The sequence below is a fragment of the Streptomyces sp. NPDC002845 genome (assembly GCF_053591955.1).
The window spans coordinates 26248-44559 of the sequence record NZ_JBSFUU010000078.1 but is presented as its reverse complement, the minus strand read 5'-3'; the positions used below and the strand labels follow the sequence as shown (position 1 = coordinate 44559).

20 protein-coding genes and 1 riboswitch are annotated in these 18312 nt (G+C 72.1%); of the genes, 7 read left to right on the top strand and 13 right to left on the bottom strand.

Annotated features, from left to right (window positions below; translation table 11 throughout):
• Positions 1–899: 899 nt before the first annotated feature.
• The 6 genes from ACWD3C_RS38235 to ACWD3C_RS38210 form a co-directional block, all read right to left on the bottom strand.
• Entirely contained in the window at positions 900–1526 is a 627-nt protein-coding gene (locus ACWD3C_RS38235; RefSeq protein ID WP_451151514.1) for a YigZ family protein, read from the bottom strand.
• Between the two features lie 50 nt (positions 1527–1576).
• The gene (locus tag ACWD3C_RS38230; protein ID WP_451151512.1) at positions 1577–2131 is read right to left on the bottom strand and encodes a SixA phosphatase family protein; all 555 of its coding nucleotides are present in this window, start codon (positions 2129–2131) and stop codon (positions 1577–1579) included.
• A complete protein-coding gene (locus tag ACWD3C_RS38225) occupies positions 2128–2802 on the bottom strand; it encodes a hypothetical protein (protein WP_451151510.1) in 675 nt (224 codons plus the stop codon). The genes ACWD3C_RS38230 and ACWD3C_RS38225 overlap by 4 nt, the downstream gene beginning before the upstream one ends.
• 152 nt (positions 2803–2954) lie before the next feature.
• Complete coding sequence (locus ACWD3C_RS38220; protein WP_451151508.1) at positions 2955–3809, bottom strand: ABC transporter ATP-binding protein; 855 nt, start codon at positions 3807–3809, stop codon at positions 2955–2957.
• On the bottom strand, positions 3806–4819 hold the full coding sequence (locus tag ACWD3C_RS38215; RefSeq protein WP_451151506.1) for a FecCD family ABC transporter permease: 1014 nt from the start codon (positions 4817–4819) through the stop codon (positions 3806–3808). Before ACWD3C_RS38215 ends, ACWD3C_RS38220 begins: the two co-directional genes overlap by 4 nt.
• The gene (locus ACWD3C_RS38210) at positions 4816–5835 is read right to left on the bottom strand and encodes an ABC transporter substrate-binding protein (RefSeq protein ID WP_451151504.1); all 1020 of its coding nucleotides are present in this window, start codon (positions 5833–5835) and stop codon (positions 4816–4818) included. The genes ACWD3C_RS38215 and ACWD3C_RS38210 overlap by 4 nt, the downstream gene beginning before the upstream one ends.
• Positions 5836–5904: 69 nt before the next feature.
• Positions 5905–6088: riboswitch (cobalamin riboswitch) on the bottom strand.
• A 79-nt stretch (positions 6089–6167) separates the two neighbouring features.
• Between ACWD3C_RS38210 and ACWD3C_RS38205 the strand changes: the two genes are divergently transcribed.
• The gene (locus tag ACWD3C_RS38205; protein ID WP_451151502.1) at positions 6168–6575 is read left to right on the top strand and encodes a CoA-binding protein; all 408 of its coding nucleotides are present in this window, start codon (positions 6168–6170) and stop codon (positions 6573–6575) included.
• A gap of 286 nt (positions 6576–6861) precedes the next feature.
• Here the strand turns inward: ACWD3C_RS38205 and ACWD3C_RS38200 are convergent, their stop codons facing one another.
• A complete protein-coding gene (locus ACWD3C_RS38200; protein ID WP_451151500.1) occupies positions 6862–7767 on the bottom strand; it encodes a universal stress protein in 906 nt (301 codons plus the stop codon).
• Between the two features lie 152 nt (positions 7768–7919).
• Here ACWD3C_RS38200 and ACWD3C_RS38195 point away from each other — a divergent pair, with 152 nt between their 5' ends.
• Positions 7920–8381, top strand: a complete 462-nt coding sequence (locus ACWD3C_RS38195) for a cyclic nucleotide-binding domain-containing protein (RefSeq protein WP_451151498.1) — start codon at positions 7920–7922, stop codon at positions 8379–8381.
• 121 nt (positions 8382–8502) lie between these two features.
• On the opposite strand, the gene ACWD3C_RS38190 is transcribed toward ACWD3C_RS38195, so the two are convergent.
• Complete coding sequence (locus tag ACWD3C_RS38190; protein ID WP_451151496.1) at positions 8503–9177, bottom strand: TetR/AcrR family transcriptional regulator; 675 nt, start codon at positions 9175–9177, stop codon at positions 8503–8505.
• Positions 9178–9335: 158 nt separating this feature from the next.
• Between ACWD3C_RS38190 and ACWD3C_RS38185 the strand changes: the two genes are divergently transcribed.
• A complete protein-coding gene (locus tag ACWD3C_RS38185) occupies positions 9336–9896 on the top strand; it encodes an NAD(P)H-dependent oxidoreductase (protein ID WP_451151494.1) in 561 nt (186 codons plus the stop codon).
• Between the two features lie 87 nt (positions 9897–9983).
• On the opposite strand, the gene ACWD3C_RS38180 is transcribed toward ACWD3C_RS38185, so the two are convergent.
• Positions 9984–10373 carry an ArsR/SmtB family transcription factor gene (locus ACWD3C_RS38180; RefSeq protein ID WP_451151492.1) on the bottom strand — a complete coding sequence of 130 codons (390 nt, stop codon included), beginning with the start codon at positions 10371–10373 and terminating at the stop codon, positions 9984–9986.
• A 62-nt stretch (positions 10374–10435) separates the two neighbouring features.
• On the opposite strand from ACWD3C_RS38180, the gene ACWD3C_RS38175 reads away from it, so the two are divergent.
• A complete protein-coding gene (locus ACWD3C_RS38175) occupies positions 10436–11530 on the top strand; it encodes a cation diffusion facilitator family transporter (protein ID WP_451151520.1) in 1095 nt (364 codons plus the stop codon).
• A 45-nt stretch (positions 11531–11575) separates the two neighbouring features.
• On the opposite strand, the gene ACWD3C_RS38170 is transcribed toward ACWD3C_RS38175, so the two are convergent.
• Together ACWD3C_RS38170 and ACWD3C_RS38165 are read right to left on the bottom strand one after the other, a co-directional pair.
• Positions 11576–12133 carry a YbaK/EbsC family protein gene (locus ACWD3C_RS38170; RefSeq protein WP_451151490.1) on the bottom strand — a complete coding sequence of 186 codons (558 nt, stop codon included), beginning with the start codon at positions 12131–12133 and terminating at the stop codon, positions 11576–11578.
• Between the two features lie 43 nt (positions 12134–12176).
• Positions 12177–12749, bottom strand: coding sequence for a helix-turn-helix domain-containing protein (locus tag ACWD3C_RS38165; RefSeq protein ID WP_451151488.1), 573 nt, complete (start codon positions 12747–12749; stop codon positions 12177–12179).
• Positions 12750–12846: 97 nt separating this feature from the next.
• Between ACWD3C_RS38165 and ACWD3C_RS38160 the strand changes: the two genes are divergently transcribed.
• Positions 12847–13704: an EamA family transporter gene (locus tag ACWD3C_RS38160; protein ID WP_451151486.1), complete on the top strand. Its 858-nt coding sequence runs from the start codon at positions 12847–12849 to the stop codon at positions 13702–13704.
• Between the two features lie 883 nt (positions 13705–14587).
• Here the strand turns inward: ACWD3C_RS38160 and ACWD3C_RS38155 are convergent.
• Positions 14588–15364, bottom strand: coding sequence for an acyltransferase (locus tag ACWD3C_RS38155; RefSeq protein WP_451151518.1), 777 nt, complete (start codon positions 15362–15364; stop codon positions 14588–14590).
• Between the two features lie 91 nt (positions 15365–15455).
• Between ACWD3C_RS38155 and ACWD3C_RS38150 the strand changes: the two genes are divergently transcribed.
• Complete coding sequence (locus ACWD3C_RS38150) at positions 15456–15986, top strand: gamma carbonic anhydrase family protein (RefSeq protein WP_451151484.1); 531 nt, start codon at positions 15456–15458, stop codon at positions 15984–15986.
• A gap of 216 nt (positions 15987–16202) precedes the next feature.
• On the opposite strand, the gene ACWD3C_RS38145 is transcribed toward ACWD3C_RS38150, so the two are convergent.
• Positions 16203–16862, bottom strand: coding sequence for a DedA family protein (locus tag ACWD3C_RS38145; protein ID WP_451151482.1), 660 nt, complete (start codon positions 16860–16862; stop codon positions 16203–16205).
• 420 nt (positions 16863–17282) lie between these two features.
• On the opposite strand from ACWD3C_RS38145, the gene ACWD3C_RS38140 reads away from it, so the two are divergent.
• Positions 17283–18296: a lysylphosphatidylglycerol synthase transmembrane domain-containing protein gene (locus ACWD3C_RS38140; protein WP_451151480.1), complete on the top strand. Its 1014-nt coding sequence runs from the start codon at positions 17283–17285 to the stop codon at positions 18294–18296.
• Positions 18297–18312: the final 16 nt, after the last annotated feature.

Sequence of the window (18312 nt, the reverse complement as noted above, 5' to 3'; positions counted from 1 at the left end):
GACCGGCTGAGCCCCGGATCGTCCTGCAGCTCCCAGGGAGTAATCAGGCTACTTCTTGCCACTCCCAGAGGTTCCTCCATGCCGGAACTCCACCACGTCCCCGTTCGGCATGATGCACCCCTTGCCTTGCATTTAGTCCCGCCTTTTGTGCGGGCCCGCCACAAGCCACTCTCAACCAATTCTGTGGATATGACGGAACGTACCCGACTCACAGCGATCACGCAGTGCGCTTACGGCAGTGATGGCTGCCGTCAGCCCACGTCCAGTGGCGGCGGTTCCCCCTGGGGAGAATTCGGGGAGTATCAGCGCTACTGGAGAGCACAAAGGAGGATCGACTGCACAACACCACACGCCCCCGAAAGGCTCACCTGCGCAGATCAGCCACACATGGAGAGCGATCGCCGCAGGTCCACGCCACTCCATGGACACCAACGCACCCAGCCACTGAAACCGACCGCCCCGAACCGGCCGACCCAGGCAAATGGAAAGCGGTCCATCAGAAACCGCCTCGCCAAACCCACCAGTTCGGCGACTGCGAACAGGGCGGCCGCCAGACCTCGCTCCACCGCCTGCAACTCGACACCCTCCCCGCCCAGCACAGAACCAGCACGGGACAGGTCACCAGGGATGACGAGGAGTGCCCACAGGTCAGCACCAAACCAGCACCGGCACCACCGACAAGCTTCTCCTGGGCGGACCCGCACCATCCTGACCTGCACCTTTGCTAAATCAGCGCCCTTATGGTAGGCAGCGCCTGGAAAATTTGTGCAGCAGTCTCATGATCCCCGAAGACTAACGGCCGGGTCTGACATCACGGGCGGATACTCCCGTTCCGGCCCCCGGCACACTGCACGGCACACCCTCCACACGCGCGTGCCCCACGTTTCGCGGTCCCCCGCTCACGCGTCCCCGTACGCCTCTCCGCCGAGCTCGAACCCGGCCGTCCCCGCCGTGGCGTCGGCGAGCCATGCCCGGAAGGCCTCCACGTCGGCGTCCGGCAGGCCGATCTCGATCGTGACCGCCTCCCCGTAGTGCACGTCACGCACCTCGCGCCCGGTGGAGCGCAGATCGTTCTGCACCTTGCCCGCGCGCTGGTGGTCGACCGTCACGGTGGCCAGACGAAAACGTTTACGTGTGATCGTGCCGAGCGTGTCCAGCGCCTCCCCCACGGCACCCCCGTACGCCCTGATGAGCCCGCCCGCGCCGAGCTTCACGCCCCCGTAGTAGCGGGTGACGACGGCGACGACGTACCGCATGTCCCGCCGCATCAGCATCTGGAGCATGGGCACGCCCGCGGTGCCGCCCGGTTCGCCGTCGTCACTCGCCTTCTGGATCGCCGCGTCGGCGCCGATGACGTACGCGTAGCAGTTGTGCGTGGCGTCGGCGTGCTCCTTGCGGATGCCGGCGACGAAGTCCTGGGCCTCCCGCTCGGTGGCGGCCGGGGCGAGCGCGCACAGGAAGCGCGAGCGGTTGACCTCGGTCTCGTGGACGCCCGCGCGGGCGACGGTGCGGTACTCGTCCTGCATCACGCCAGCGTATGCGGTGCGCATCGGGCCCCGGACGGCGGGCGCCCCGGTCAGCCGCCCTTCTTGCCCCTCGGCACGATCAGGTCCGTCAGGAGGGCCGTGCCGGGGGCGAGGGACGCCCAGGTGGTGCCGTACCAGGCGAGTACGGCGATCGCGGAGGTCGGGAACTTCGTCCGCACCTCGTCCAGGGTGTTGTCGAAGCCGTCCCCGGCCAGTTCCAGCACCAGTTCCTCCAGGCCGGGGTTGTGCCCGATCAGCAGGAGCGTCCCGACCTCGTCGGACACCTCCCGCACGACCTCCAGCAGCTCCGCCACATCGGCCGCGTACACCCGCGGATCGTGCCGTACGGCGGGCGGGGTGCCCCACTGCGCGGCGGCCAGTTCCCAGGTCTGCCGGGCGCGTACGGCCGTGGAGCACAGGGCCAGGTCGGGCAGGCAGTCGGCCGAGGCGAGGGCCCGTCCGGCGGCGGGGGCGTCGCGGCGGCCGCGCGGTGCCAGGGGCCGGTCGTGGTCGGGCACGCCCGTGGGCCAGGCCGACTTCGCGTGGCGCAGAACGACCAGTCTGCGCAGAGGGCCGCCGCCCGTTCCGGTCGTAGGCGCGTTCACGTCACGGTTCCGATGTCGCGGGTGAGGTCGAGGCCGAGGAGGCGGTCCGCGTAGGCGTACGTCTCGAAGCGGGCGCCGTCGGGCAGGTCCCCGGCGCTCTCCACCCGCCTCAGGACGGCCAGGACGGCGGGGATGTCGAGGTCGTCCTCCCAGGCGGCGCGCAGGTCCTGGTGTACGGCTTCGGGGATGGGCCTGGACGGGCGGGTGGCCCAGGTCGCCACGGCCTTGCGCCAGCGTGCGAGGGTCTCCTCGGCTTCGGCCAGAGCCGGGGCGTCGAGGTCGACAGGGCTGTGACGGGGGTGCGCGAGGAGGGCGAGGCGCAGGGGCGTCGCGGGGCCGGCCGGGGCACTCGCCGGGGCGACCTCGACGTGGATGCCGCTCGGTGACGGTACGTCCGGTCCGGTCACGTGCAGGACCTGGCCCCCGCCGGTCGCGGTGGGCTCGGCCGGGTGGATGCCGAGGGCGTCCGCGCGTTCGCGCAGCTCCGGTGGCGGGGCCGCGACGGTGAACACCGGGGTACCGCTCAGTTCCAGGGCGCGGGCGAGCACGTCGGCGACCAGGAGCACGCGCAGGGATGTGGTGTCGGAGCCGGGGACCTGCGCCTGGACACGGGTCAGGCCCCTGCGGACCTCGATGGGCCCGCCGGTTCGGGCGTCGGTGATACGGAGCACGGGGCGAGCGTAGGCGGGTGGCCGGTCCGGCGCAGGGAGGACGGAGGGATTCCGGACACGTGGGCACACGTCGGGCGCAACGGCGCAAGGATGCGACCCCGCGGGCCAGCGCGCCGGACGAGGCGGGCACAACGGCCCGAAAGCCTGTGCCGTCAGCCGAGCGTCCCCAAGTACCGCACATGCGGCCGGTCCCCGGGACAGCTGACGTCCGCCCGCACCCCGTACACCTCGGCGATCAGCTCCTCGGTCAGTACGTCCCGCGGCGTCCCCCTCGCAACGACACGCCCCTCCCGGAGCACGACCAGCGCGTCGCAGTACAGCGCCGCGAGGTTGAGGTCGTGGAGCGCGATCACGCTGGTGACCGGGAGGCCGGTGACAAGGTTGAGCAGGTCCAGCTGGTGCTGGATGTCGAGGTGGTTGGTCGGCTCGTCTAGGAGGAGTTCGCGCGGCTCCTGGGCGAGGGCGCGGGCGATCTGCACGCGCTGACGCTCGCCGCCCGACAGGGTGTGCCAGGACTGTCCGGCCCGGTCGGCGAGACCGGTGCGCTCCAGGGCTTCGCGTACGGCCTCCTCGTCCCGTACGGAGGCGGGGGTCCACGCGCGGCGATGTGGGGTGCGGCCCAGTCGTACGACATCATGGACGGTCAACTCGACCTGGGTGTCCGCCTGTTGTTCGACCACGGCGACCCGGCGGGCGATGTCGCGGCGGTGGAGGTCCGCGAGCGGGCTGCCGTCGAGGGTCACCACGCCGGAGGCCGGGGCGAGCACCCCGGCGAGCAGCCGCAGCAGCGTCGACTTGCCGGAGCCGTTGGGGCCGAGGAGGCCGACGGTCGAGCCGGGGGACGGGGCCAGGCTGACGCCGTCCAGGATGAGGCGGCCGTCGGCGGCGCGGGAGACGCGGTCGGCGCGCAGGCCCTCGGTCGTGCGCCCGTCCCCGGCTTCCGTTCCGGCCGTAGGGCCCTTCCCGGCCGTCTCGGTCGTGCGGCCCTCCCCGGCCGTTCCGGTCATGCGGCCCTCCTCGTCCGGTACAGCACCGCCACGAACACCGGCACCCCGATCAGCGAGGTCACCACGCCCACCGGCACCTCCTGCGGATCGAGCGCCGTACGGGCCAGCGTGTCCACCCACACCAGGAACACCGCCCCGGACAGCGCGGCGACCGGCAGCAGCCGTACGTGCCCCGGCCCGACCAGCGCGCGGGCGGCGTGCGGCAGGACCAGGCCGACGAAGCCGATGGAGCCGGCGGAACTCACCAGCGCCGCCGTCAGCAGAGCGGTGACGCAGAGCAGCACCAGGCGGGTACGGGCGACGGACACGCCCAGCGAGGCGGCCGCGTCCTGCCCGAAGGCGAAGGCGTCGAGCGTACGGGCGTACCCCAGGCACACCAGCAGCGCGGCCACGAGCACCCCCGCCCCCACCCACACGTCCGTCCAGCCCGCCCCGCCGAGCGAGCCGAGCAGCCAGAACAGCACGCCGCGGGTGGTCTCGGCGTCGGCCGCGGTCATCACGATGAACGAGGTGAGCGCGGAGAAGAGCTGCATCGCGGCGACCCCGGAGAGGACCACGCGGTCGGTGGTGCCGCCGAGCGTGTGGCTGAGCAGCAGCACCAACGCGAACGAGACCAGCGCGCCCAGGAACGCGCCCGCCGACAGCGACACCGCCCCGCCGCCGATCCCCAGCACGACCACGGCGACCGCGCCCGTCGAGGCCCCGGACGAGACCCCGAGCACGAACGGATCGGCGAGCGGATTGCGCAGCAGCGACTGCATGACGGCACCGCACACGGCGAGCCCGGCACCGCACACGGCCGCCAGCAGCGTGCGCGGCAGCCTCAGCTGCCACACGATCCCGTCCCGCACGGGGCTCAAGTCCGTGCTCCCCCAGCCGAGATGGGCCGCGACCACGGACCACACGTCGCCGACGCGGATGTCGGCCGGTCCGATGGTGATCGCGACGGCGAGCGAGCCGCACAGCAGGGCCACTCCGGTCGCGCCGAGCAGAAGCCCCCGGACAGTCACCCGGCGAGCCCGAACGCGCGCAGCCCGGCGGCGACCCGCTCCACGCCCTCCACGGTGCGGATGGTCGGGTTCATGGCCTGTCCGCTGAGCAGCACGTACCGCTTGTTCTTCACGGCGGTCATGTTCTTGGTGACCGGGTCGGACTCCAGGAACGCGATCTTCTTCTCGGCGGACTCGGCGGTCTGCGACTTGCGGACCAGGTCGCCGATGACGAGGACGTCCGGGTCGCGGTCGGCGACGGTCTCCCAGTTGATCTGGGGCCACTCCTCGTGCGTGTCGTCGAAGACGTTCTGGGCGCCGAGGGTCCGGGTGATGGTGCCGGGGGCTCCGCAACAGCCCGCCATGTAGGGGGACTCGGAGTTGGCGAACCAGTACAGGAGGGTGGCGTCGGAGGCGTCGATCCCCGAAGTGGCCGTCGCTGTCCTCTTCTTGAGCGAGGCGACGAGCTTCTCGCCCCGCTCCTCCACCCCGAACACCTCGGCGAGGTCGCGGACTTCGCCGTACACGGTGTCCATGGTCAGCGGCTTCGCCCGCGAGCCGTCCCCGTCGCCGGAGTTGTCCTTGCCCTCGCAGTCGGACGGCGAGACATAGGTGGGCACGCCGAGCTTCTCGAACTGCTCGCGGGTGGCCACGCCGCCCTTGCCGAGGGTGGAGACGAAGGACGCGGCGACGAAGTCCGGCTCGGCGTCCAGGACCCGTTCGAAGGAGGGGGCGTTGTCGGCGATGCGCTCCACCTTGGCGTTCGCCTTCTCCAGGCCCTTCAGCACGGGGTCGGTCCAGGTGGCGGTGCCCGCCATCCGGTCGGCGAGGCCGAGGGAGAGCATGATCTCGGTGGTGCCCTGGTTGAGGGAGACGGCCCGCTTCGGCGGGGAGTCGACGCGTACGGTGCGGCCGCAGTTGTCGAGGGTGACCGCGGCCTCGGCGGTCGTCGTGGAACCGCTCGTTCCGCAGCCGGTGAGGAGCAGCGCTCCGCAGGCGAGCAGGGCGGCGGGACGGGCAAGGCGCGCGAACGGCACGGGAGTCGGTCCTCGTCGTCGAGGGCTCGTACGCGGAGCCCGGTCGTACGGTGCTCCCCCGCCGTCGTCCGACCGCGGGGGCCGCCAGCAGGTCTTCGGACTCGGGATCACCCGGACGTGGCGCCTTCCCGGACCGTCCTGGTCCAGTGGCCGATGCCCCGCCCGTCCCCCTCACCGCTGCGCGTCAGTTCCGGATTCGCACCGGATTCCCTGACCCACGCACGTGGGTTCGACTGGCCTCGGCAAGCTATCACGCCGGGATGCGGGAATCGCCGGGCGCCCTGCGCTGTTGCCGACCGGTGAACCCCTACTTCGGACACGGGAGACAGGACATGTACGGCGATCCGGCCACGATCCGCAGAATCCTGACGGAACTCGGCGACACCTGGGCCGTCGTCGGCCTGTCCATGAACGAGCGCCGCGCGGCGTACGGCGTCGCGGACGTCCTGCAGCGCTACGGCAAGCGCATCGTCCCGGTGCACCCCAAGGCGGAGACGGTCCATGGCGAGCAGGGCTACGCGTCCCTGTCCGACATCCCCTTCCCGGTCGACGTGGTCGACGTCTTCGTCAACAGCGCACTCGCCGGGCCGGTCGCCGACGAGGCCGCGGCCATCGGCGCCAAGGCGGTCTGGTTCCAGCTGGGTGTGATCGACGAGGAGGCGTACCAGCACACCCGCGCGGCCGGCCTGGACATGGTGATGGACCGCTGCCCGGCCATCGAGATCCCCCGCCTGGGCTGAGAGCCTGTGTCACATCCCCGGTCGGATCAGCGCACGTCGTCATGGGGTCCCCCCCCCCCGCTAGAGCGCAGCCGAGAGTGGGGGAGCGTGCGATCGCAAGGCGCCGGAAGGTCCTCGATGGGGGTGCCCCCGCGCGAGCCGAGCGAAGCCGGTTCGAGCGTGGGGGAGGAGCCACGTGGGCGTTTCGGCAACGCGGCTGGGGGTCCCCCCACGCCCTTAAGGCAGTGGGGGAGTGCGTGCCAGGCGGCGGGCGCCCGGCCGGGGACATGACACAGGCTCTGAGCTCTCACTCGTGGGGTACGACGGCGACGGGCGCCGTGGCGTGGTGCAGTACCGCGTGGGTGACCGGGCCGATGTGGGGGCCGACGGGCGCGTGGCGGATGCGGCGGCCGACGACGAGCAGAGAGGCCTCGCGGGAGGCGTCCACCAGGTGGTCGGCTGCCCTGCCGAGCCGTGACTCCTCGGCGACCTCGACGACCGGGAACTTCTGCCGCCAGGGGCGCAGGACCTCGGTCAGAGCGGCGGCGTCCCGCTGCCCCAGTTCGGCGCTCGGTTCGACGGGCATGGGAGGGCCGTACGCGAAGTGGGGTGGCAGGTTCCAGCCGTGGACGACCCGGAGGAGGGTCTCGCGCCGGACGGCCGCCTCGAACGCGAACCCGATGAGCGTGTCGTCGGGGTCGGACGTGTCGATGCCGAGGGCGACGGGGCGGAACGGTGCCGCGGCGGACGGGATTCCGGACGGGTCCTTCCCATGCTCGTCGACCGCCTGCTCCCCGGCCCGGACGAGGACGACGGGCCGCTCGGCGTGCGCGACGACGGCCTGGCCGACCGAGCCGAGCAGGAACCCGGCGATCCCGCTGAGCCCACAGGACCCCAGGGCGAGCAGTTCGGACTCCCGCGCGACCCCGGTCAGCACCTCGCTCGCCCGGCCGAAGAGCCGCTCCGCGCTCACGTCGAGGCCGGGGTGCCGGGCCCGGAGGCCGTCGGCCGTGTCCTGGGGGAACCGGTCGCCCCAGTCCTGCCGGGTCTCGGCTTCCAGGAACGGCTCGTGCCCCATGACCTCGGGCACCACTTCCAATACGTTGACGAGGCGCAACGGCAGTCCCCTCAGCTCGGCCTCGCGCGCCGCCCACTCGGCGGCGGCCACGCTCTCGGGCGAGCCGTCGAGGCCCGCGGTGACCGTGCGGGACATGATGCGCACCTCCTGTGGCAGGTGGACCGCTCTGGAATAGCGGGTACCCGTTCCAGGACCTGACAGCCCATGGCGGCCACGGCGGCGCGGGGGCGACGCTGGAAGCGGCAGATTCGTACGCCCCTTCGTACACCCTTGATGGAGGTACGGCCATGAACGCTCCCCCCAGCACCCCGATGCTCCGTTCGCTGCCCGTCGAGTACCGCGAGCGGCTGCTGAGCGTCGCCCGCGAGGTGTCGTTCCCGCAGGGAACGCGGCTCTTCGAGGAGGGCGAGCGGGCGGACAAGTTCTGGATCGTGCGCACCGGCACGGTCGACCTCGACATGCGGGTGCCGGGCCGTCGCCCGGCCGTCATCGAGACGCTGGGGCACAACGAACTCGTCGGCTGGTCCTGGCTGTTCGCACCGCGCACCTGGCATCTGGGCGCCGAGGCGGCGACGCCGGTGCGGGCGTACGAGTTCGACGCCGTGTCCGTACGCTCCATGTGCCAGGACGATCCGGCACTCGGCCTGGCCGTCGCCCAGTGGGTCGGCGACATCCTCGCCCATCGTCTGCGCTCGTCCCGCACCCGGATGCTGGACCTGTACGCCCCGCACGGCAGCGGAAGCGTCTGACCTCGGACGGGCAGCAGTGCACCAGGCGTGTCACCAGTTCGCCGAGGCGGCGGGCGTTGCCTGTGGTGGGACAGCGCCCCGTACGCAAGTCACCGAGCGGTCGCTTCGTGCACCGGGAATATCACGGAGCCGCGGCCACGAAGCGCCCCACCAGGTCTCCCCAGCCGGCCTCCAGCCGCTCCAGGGACATGCCCCGCCGGGTGACGAGGTGGTCGACGAGAGTGGTCTCCAGGTAGGCGAGCAGCGTCTGCGCGGCGACCTCGATGTCCGCGTCCAGCCGCGCCCGGCGCAGGAGCATGCAGACGTGGCTGAGGCGGAGGAGGTTCGCGGGACTGGTGTGACGGCGATCGGCCTCCGCGTGCGCGGCCAGGTACAGGTCGCGGTGGGCCCGCTCGTGCCGGATGACGGCCACCCCGAAGGCCCGCAGGCGCTCATCGGCGGGCGCGTCCGGGCCCAGCGGCGGCGGGCCGGTGAGGAACGCGGCCTGGAGCTGCCGCTCGTGGTGGTCGAGGAGCGCCAGCATCAGGCCGTGGCGGTCACCGAAGCGCCGGAAGACGGTGCCCTTGCCGACCTCGGCGGCCGCGGCGACGGCTTCCATGGTCACGTTGGCCGCCCCGCGCTCTTCGGCCAGCCGGGCGGCGACCTCCAGCAGACGGGTGCGGTTGCGCGCCGCGTCCGCGCGCAGCCGTGGCTGCTCGTCGGCGGGCGGGGTCAGCGCGAGGTCCGTCGGCCCGTACTGGCCGTACCCGGCGTCGCGTCCTCGGGGCTCGGTTGAGATCTGGAACGGCTCGGTCATGGGCCGAGCGTAGCGCTCGTCACAGACAAGTGGACCACGGTCCGAATAGGTGGTACAACTTTTATCGGACCCCGGTCCGCTTATCCCCGAACCACGGGCCCGCACTGCTTCTCGCCCCTTCTCACCGCTTCTCACCGCTTCTTGCTAGGAGTCAGCTCATGTCCGTACGCATCCTCGCGCTCGTCGGCAGCCTCCGCGCCGGTTCACACAACCGCCAGCTCGCCGAGGCCGCGGTCAAGCACGCCCCCGAGGGCGTCGCGATCGAGCTGTTCGAGGGTCTCGCCGACGTCCCGTTCTACAACGAGGACATCGACGTCGAGGGCAGCGTCCCCGCCGCCGCGGCCCGCCTGCGCGAGGCCGCCGGCCAGGCCGACGGCTTCCTGCTCTTCTCGCCCGAGTACAACGGCACCATCCCGGCCGTCCTGAAGAACGCCATCGACTGGCTGTCCCGCCCGTACGGCGTCGGCGCGCTGACCGGCAAGCCGACCGCCGTCGTCGGCACCGCGTTCGGCCAGTACGGCGGCGTATGGGCGCAGGACGAGGCCCGCAAGGCCGTGGGCATCGCCGGCGGCACGGTCCTCGATGACGCCAAGCTCTCCATCCCCGGTTCCGTGACCCGCTTCGCCGAGACGCACCCCGCCGACGACACCGAGGTCGTCGAGGGTCTGACCCAGGTGATCGGGCAGCTCACGAGCCGGTCCGGCGTCGCGGCAGCCTGACCTGCGGTATCCCCTGTCGGTTCCGGGCGGAGGCGAACGGCCTCCACCCGGAACCGTTTTTCTTCGCCGTACGGCCCTCAACGGCCCTCAGTCGTGCACGGGCCGGTCGCTGAGCCGGTGATCGGCCAGGTTCAGGGCCTCGTCCACGACCCGGCGCAGATGGCCGTCGCGCAGGGAGTAGATCACGCGCCGGCCCTCCTTGCGGGTGTTCACCAGCCCCGCCAGCCGGAGCCGGGCAAGGTGCTGGCTGACCGCGGGCCGGGCCGCCCCGCAGGCCTCCGTGAGCGTCGTGACATCGGCTTCCCCTCCGGTCAGCGCGTGCAGCAGGGCCAGCCGGGTCCGGTCGCCGAGCAGGGCGAGGAGCTCGGCGGCCAGGGCGAACTGCTCCTCGCCGGGCACGGCCGGATGTCCGCCGGACCCGCCCCCGGTACGCGGCTGCACATCGTGTGCAGGTGACAGGTGCATGCGTGCGCTCATACGCACATAATGGCGCCATGGACACCAGGGCGTCCACTCCCGCGCACCGGAAGGGGAACGACGTGAGCGACCGGCACGACGGACACGAGCACGAGCACGAACACAGGCGCGGCCACGAACACGGGCACGGGCGTGAGCACGGACACGGGCACGGGCACCGGAATGACCACGGCCACGCCCTCTCCCGCATCCGCCACCTCCTCACCCCCCACTCCCACGAGACCGCCGACAAGGTGGACCCCGCCCTGGAGTCCTCCGCGCGGGGCCTGCGGGCGTTGTGGGTCTCGCTGGCCGTGCTCGGGGTGACCGCCGTGGCGCAGGCCGTCGTGGTGGCGGTCTCGGGGTCGGTCGCGCTGCTCGGCGACACGGTGCACAACGCGGCCGACGCGCTGACGGCCGTACCCCTGGGCATCGCCTTCATCCTCGGCCGCCGTGCGGCGACGCGCCGGTTCACGTACGGCTACGGGCGGGCGGAGGACCTGGCGGGGATCGCGATCGTGCTGACGATCGCCGCGTCGGCGGCCTTCGCCGGCTGGACTGCGGTCGACCGGCTGCTCAACCCCCGCCCCATGGACCACGTTCCGGTCGTGGCCGCGGCGGCGGTCATCGGCTTCGTCGGCAACGAGTGGGTCGCCCGCTACCGCATCCGGGTCGGCCGCTCCATCGGCTCCGCCGCGCTGGTCGCGGACGGGCTCCACGCGCGGACGGACGGCTACACCTCACTGGCGGTTCTGTTGAGCGCGGGCGGCGCGGCCGTCGGCTTCCAGCTCGCCGATCCGCTGGTCGGGCTGGCGATCACGGCCGCCATCCTGCTGGTGCTGCGCGACGCCGCCCGCGAGGTGTTCCGGCGTGTGCTGGACGCCGTGGACCCGGCGCTGGTGGACCGTGCCGAGCGGGCGTTGCGCGAGGTGCCGGGCGTGCGGGACGTGGGCGAGCTGCGGCTGCGCTGGATCGGGCACCGGCTGCGGGCCGAGGTGGCCGTGGTCGTCGACGGTGAAGTGAGCGTCCGCCGGGCCCACGACATCGCCGTGGCGGCCGAACACGCCCTTCTGCACGCCGTCCCGAGGCTCACCGCGGCCCTGGTCCACGCGGACCCGGCCACGGCACCGGGCGAGACGGACCCGCACATGGCACTGGCTCACCACACCACGCGGTAGGCGGGTCGGGCCACCCCGAGCCGCTCCAGGACCACCGCGTCCGGGTCAGACCACCCCGAGCCCTTCCAGGACCACCGCGTTCGGCAGTTCCGCGAAGGCCTTCCCCGGCACCAGCAGCTTGCCCCGCCGCCGGCCGCTGCCCACCAGCACGTACGGCAGGTCGACGACGGCCGAGTCGACCAGCACGGGCCACTGATCCGGCAGACCGACGGGCGTGATGCCCCCGTACTCCATCCCCGTCTCCCCGGTCGCCGTGTCCATCGAGGCGAACGAGGCCTTCCGGGCGCCGAGTTGTCGTCGTACGACACCGTTGACGTCGACCCGGGCGGCCGACAGGACGACACACGCGGCCAGGGTCGTCCCGCCGCCCCGCTTGCCCGCGACGACCACGCAGTTGGCGGACTGTTCGAGGAGTTCCTGCCCATAGTGCTGGACGAACACCGCGGTGTCGGCCCACTCCGGGTCCGTGTCGACGTACACGATCTGGTCGGCGGGGACGCTGCCGCTCCAGTGGCGTACGGCGTCGGCGACGGGGCGGGTGAGCTCGTCGAGGCAGTCGGGAGCGGGTGTGGCCCGGTCGAAGTGTCCGATGGGTGCGTGCATGCCCGCACGCTAACAGCCCCGGCCCGGAAGGGAACTCGGCTTCTCAGCGCACGGGCGGGACCGACACCGCGAGCACCAGCTCCGTCGGGCCCTCACCCTGATTCGCGTACGAGTGCGCCGCGTTGGCCTCGAACGTCACGCTCGCGCCGGCCGGTACGCGGTGCTCCATGCCCTCGACGGTGAGGGTCAGCTCGCCCGCCGTGACGTGGATGATCTCGACGGTGCCGACGGGGTGCGGGTCGGAGGAACTGCTCTCGCCCGGCATCAGCCGCCACTCCCACATCTCCAGCGGGCCGGGGGCCTCGGTGCCCGCGAGCAGCCGGCTGTAGCTGCCCGCGTCGGTGTGCCACAGCCGTACCACCTGGTCGGCCGGGACGACCCGGACCTTCGGGCCCTGTTCGTAGTCGAGCAGGGTGGTGATACTGACGCCGAGCGCGTCGCCGATCTTGATGACCGTGCCGAGGCTGGGGTTGGTCCGGGCCTGCTCGATCTGGATGAGCATGCCGCGGCTGACTCCCGCGCGGGCGGCGAGCGCGTCCAGGGTGAAGCCGCGTTCGGTACGCCAGCGCTTGACGTTCCGCGCCAGGGACTGGGTCAGCAGGTCGAGGTCCGACACATTCCGTCCAATATTCTGAATGACACAGTTCAATGAAATGAACTATGGTGTGGTGCACCTGATCGTTCACCGCACTGTACTGCGAGGCAGCCGACCCATGACAGCACTCTTCGCCCTGGCCACGAGCCTGCTGTGGGGTCTGGCCGACTTCGGCGGCGGGCTGCTGACCCGCCGGACGCCCGCGCTCACCGTGGTGGTCGTCTCGCAGGTGATCGCGACCGTCGTGCTCGGCGCGATCGTGGTCGCGACCGGCGCCTGGAGCGAGGCGAGCGCCCAGCTGTGGTTCGCCGTGGGCGCCGGTCTCGTGGGCCCGGTCGCGATGCTCGCCTTCTACAAGGCGCTCGCCCTGGGCCCGATGGGTGTCGTCTCCCCGCTCGGCTCCCTGGGCGTGGCGGTCCCGGTCGGCGTGGGCCTGGTGCTGGGCGAGCGCCCCGGGCTGCTGCAGTTCGCGGGCATCCTGGTGGCCGTCGCCGGTGTCGTGCTGGCGGGCGGCCCGCAATTTCGGGGCGCCCCCGTGCAACGGCAGGCGGTCCTGCTCACACTGCTCGCGGCCGTCGGCTTCGGCGCGGTGATGGCCCTGATCGCCGAGGCCTCGACGACGCTTACCGGCCTCTTCCTCGCCCTGTTCGTGCAACGCGTCACGAACGTCGTGGCGGGCGGCGCGGCCCTCTGCGCCTCGGCGCGGCGCGGTTCCCCGGCCCTCCCCTCCGACGGCTTCCCGTACCGCTCCCTCCCCGCCCTCGCCTTCGTCGGACTCGCGGATGTCGCGGCCAACGGCACGTACGCGATCGCCGCCCAGCACGGTCCGGTCACCGTCGCCGCCGTCCTCGCCTCGCTCTACCCGGTCGTCACGGCCCTCGCCGCCCGTGGCCTTCTCCACGAACGCCTGCGCGGCATCCAGGCGGCGGGGGCTGGGCTGGCCCTGATGGGGACGGTGCTTCTGGCGACAGGGTAGGACGGTCCCACCGCGATGTTCCTCGCCCCCGCCGCCCCTACCCGCCCCATCCCCAGGGGCTCCGCCCCTTCGACCCCGGCTCCTAGGGGTGTCCGGGGTAGGTGGGTTCTCTGCGGGTGGGTGGGGGTTGCTGTGGATCGGCCTGAACGGCCTCGTCCTCAAACGCCGGACGGGCTGATGGAGGCCGGCCTGGGCTGAAAAGGCTTGGCGCGGAGACTGAGGGGGTTGGCGCAGAACCGGTGAGGCTTGGCGCGGAGACGGAGGGGGTTGACGCGGAACCGGTGAAGGTTGACGCGGAGACGGAGGAGGTTGGCGCGCAACCGGTGAAGGTTGACACGGAGACTGAGGGAGTTGGCGCGCAACCGGTGAAGGTTGACACGGAGACTGAGGGGGTTGACGCGCAACCGGTGAGGTGTGTGGTGTGGAGACGGTGAGGTGTGGCGAGGGGTTGGAGGAGCTTGGCGGGGGGCTGGTGAAGTGTCGTGCGGGACTGGAGCAGCTTGGCGCAGTCCGGTGAGGTGTGGCGCGGCCGGTCTGGTGTGGCAGTTGGTGAGGTGGGCGCGGGCTGATGGGTGCTGCTCCGGCCTGGAGCCGCGCCCCGTCAGGGGCGCGGGGAACTGCGCGACCAGCCACACACAACCCGCGCCCACCCCACAACCCACACCACCCGCCCCCTCCCAACACCCACCCACCCGAAGTGCCCCACCCGCTCCAGACACTCCCACCCGTCCCCGCTCCCACCCACCTGCTCACTGCCCACCCACCCCACACCCCCAGCAGGGGCCTGGGGACGGCAGCCCCCAAGCGGGGTCGAAGGGGCGGCAGCCCCTGGAGGATGGGACGGGTAGGGGCGGCGGGGGCGAGAAACGTCCTGGGAGCCGACCTAAGTCGACGGTGCCTCCGACTCGTCCAGCTCCGCCAGCGCGAGCAACTGCTCCGGCGTCACCCCGTCGGGAATCGGCACCGGCGCCGGCGTCCGCAACGGCGGCTGCCACCCCTGCGCGGCATCCCAACTGCGTACGACCCGCGCAGGCGCCCCGGCCACCACGGAGTGGTCGGGCACCACCCCTCGTACGACCGCCCCGGCGGCCACCACCACGTTCCGCCCGATCCGCGCCCCCGGCAGGATCACCGCCCCGGTCCCGATCCAGCAGCCCGCCCCGATCGAGACCGGCTCCATCCGCGGCCACTGCTTGCCGATGGGCTCGTGGGGGTCGTCGTACGAGTGGTTCGTGGACGTCACATACACGTACGGCCCGAAGTAGCAGTCACTGCCGATGGTCACCGTGGTGTCGGCGATGACATGGCTGCCCCGGCCGAGGACGACACCGTCGCCGATCCGCAGGATGGGCTCCGGGCCGAGGTCGAGATCGGGCATCAGCCCGGCGGTCAGCGTGACCTGCTCGGCGATGATGCAGTGCGCACCGAGGTGGATCCAGGACTCACCGAAGACCGTGCCGAGCGGAAAGGCGAGCCTGGTGCCTGTTCCCATGGCGCCGAACCGCAGCCTCCCCGGGCGCTCGGCCGTCACCGCCCCCGTGCGCTGCACCCAGGCCCAGCCCGCGTGGACGGCACGCTGCGCGAGGCGGCGCCGCCATGACGAGAACGTGTTCCTGCTCCTGGGCACCCGCTCACGGTACTCAGCACGGGCCGCGCCCATGAGGCCGTACGGCTGTGATCTTCGCCCCACACGAAGCGTCACCCATGCCTTACGGTGCCGTGGAACGCGTACCGACGACGAGGAGACGGCCATGGCGCAGCGGGCGCTGATCACGGGGTTCGGCGGCAAGGAACCGGAGGTGGACGCGGCGGCCTTCACCGCCCCGACCTCCGTGGTGATCGGGGAGGTCACGCTGCGCGCGGGGGCGAGCGTGTGGTACGGCGCCGTGCTGCGCGCCGACTGCGGGCCGATCGTCATCGGCGCCGGCAGCAACGTCCAGGACAACTGCACGCTCCACGTCGACCCGGGTTTCCCGATCAGCGTCGGCGAGCGCGTCTCGATCGGTCACAACGCCGTCGTCCACGGCGCGACCGTCGAGGACGACTGCCTGATCGGGATGGGCGCGACGGTCCTCAACGGCGCGGTGATCGGCGCCGGTTCCCTGGTCGCCGCCCAGGCCCTGGTCCCCCAGGGCATGCGGGTGCCTCCGGGCTCGCTCGTCGCGGGCGTTCCCGCCAAGGTCAGGCGACCGCTGACGGACGAGGAACGCGAGGGCATCTCGCTGAACGGAACGATGTACGCGGAGCTGGCCAAGGCCCACCGCGAGACACACGACTCGTAGGCGTCCCGGCCTGTCGCGGCCCACTTGGCGGAGTCGCGGATGTCACAGCACCCGCGTCCCTCAATGGCTGGATCACTGAGCGGGTCAGGCAGAGTCCGGTGCGGTTCGGGAGCGCCACGAAGGGGCGCGAGGCGGCGTCAACATGCGGCTCCGCCGCGTGGGCGCGGCCAGCCACGACGGACCCGCGGATGAAGCACCGGACTTCCAGCGGAGCGCTCAGTCGGCGACCGCCACCGGCTCCGGCTTGGTCTCGGGCGCCGGGGCGGCCGTCCCCCCGGCCTTCTTCGCCTTCCGCCTGACCACCAGGAACGATGTGAGCCCGAACAGCACCGCCAGCACCAGCCCCAGCCACGAGAAGCGCTTGAGCCAGGCCTCGGCCACCACACCCACGTAGTAGATGACCGCGGTGGTGCCGCCCGCCCAGAGGATGCCGCCGCAGACGTTGGCGATCAGGAACTTCCAGTACGGCATCCGCAGCACACCGGCGAGAGGGCCCGCGAAGATACGGAGCAGGGCGACGAAGCGGCCGAAGAAGACGGCCCACATGCCCCACTTCTCGAAGGACCGCTCGGCGGTGGCGATATGGCCTTCGCCGAAGTGTTTGGGGAACTTGCCGCCGAGCCAGGCCAGCAGCGGGCGTCCGCCCTTGCGGCCGATGGCGTAGCCGATGGAGTCACCGATGATGGCGCCCGCGATGGCACAGCCGCCGAGGATGACCGGGTTGATCTCACCGTGCTGCGAGGCGAGCAGCGCCGAGGAGACCAGGATGATCTCGCCGGGCAGCGGAATGCCCAGGCTCTCCAGGCCGATGACCACGCCCACCAGCAGATAAATGCTGAGCGGGGGCACCGTTTCGAGCCATTCCTGGACGTGCAACGCCGCTTCCTCCCATGTCCCTGGACCCTGCGTTCCCGGCGCGCCCTCCCCCAGGAGCCCGCGCCGGGGCAGCCTACCTGCTCCCCGAGACGGCAGCGGCGTCCCACAGGTTGCACTGATGCTCACTGTGCACAGTCGTACTCGGACCGGGAACCCCGGCGACCGCGCCCTCGGCGAACACCTCGGCCGGCGGCACCGGTGGCGCGGCGGACGATCGTGTGCGTCCCGCGACCCGCCCTCCTCCCATCCGCTGGCGCTCCTTCGACTCCCGGACACCGTGACGTCATCCGGGACGGGGACGCTCCTGGCGTCCCGCTCGCTCCCCCTCCTCGCATCAACCCGCTCACTCCCCCTCCTCGTATCAACCCCGCTCGCGCCTCCCCGACCGCGCGGGCGCGATGCAGAAGGACGACGTGCCCTGTGTCCACGCTCCAGCCCGACGCGCTCGCGCGCACGCCGCTCACTCCCCCCGCCTCCTCCGCCTCCTCCGTTTCCCCGAGCGCGGTCCGCCGCGTCCGTCAAGCGCTGTGCCTGCTTCCCCTCCTGCTGATCGGGATCTGGGCGGCGGTCAACTGGCCCGTGATGTACGAGGGTGCCGCCCGGCTGACCTCGGCCGATCCCGGGTGGCTGTTGATCGGGCTCGTCTTCACCTGCCTGTGCTGCGCCGCCGCCTCGTGCACCCGGCAGGGTGCCATCGCGGAACGCCTCCCGGCGGGGCTGCTGTTCGCGTCGCAGTTCGCCGCCGGTGCCGCGAATCACGTGCTTCCGGCCGGTATCGGCGCCCATGCCGTCACGCTGCGCTTCCTGCGGGGCCGCGGCATACCGCTGGCGCGGGCCACCTCCTCCCTCGCCCTGTACTCGCTGGTCAAGCCGATCGTGGGCGTGCTGCTGATCCTCGTGCTGCTGGTGGCCTCCCCCGGAACCGTGCGGGCGGACGAACTGGCCCCGCGGGCAACGACGTTGACCCTGATCATCGGGGCGGTGGCCATGGGGCTCGCCGCCGTGGCACTGCTCCTGACGTTCGTACGTCCGCTGCGGCGCCTGGTCCTCGGGTTCCTGCGCACCGCGCTGACCGACGCGCGGCATCTGCACACCCGGCCCGGCCGGGTGCTCCTGCTGTGGGGCGGAGCGGCCGCCTTTCCGCTGCTCCAGGCGAGCGTGCTGGCCTCGGTCGGGGCCTCGCTGGGCCTGCCGTTGTCGTGGCCTCACGTGGTCCTCGCGTACCTCACGGCCAGCGCCGCGGTGGGGGCCGTACCCACGCCGGGCGGGATCGGTTCGGTGGACGCGGCGCTGGTGATCACGCTCTCGGCGTTCGGCGCGCCGGTCGCCCTGGCCACCGCGACCGTCATCGGCTACCGCGTCCTGAACGTCTGGCTGCCGTTGCTCCCGGGCGCGCTCGTCCTCTCGGCCCTGGTGCGCGCCAAGGTGCTGTGATCCCGGGAGCCGTTGA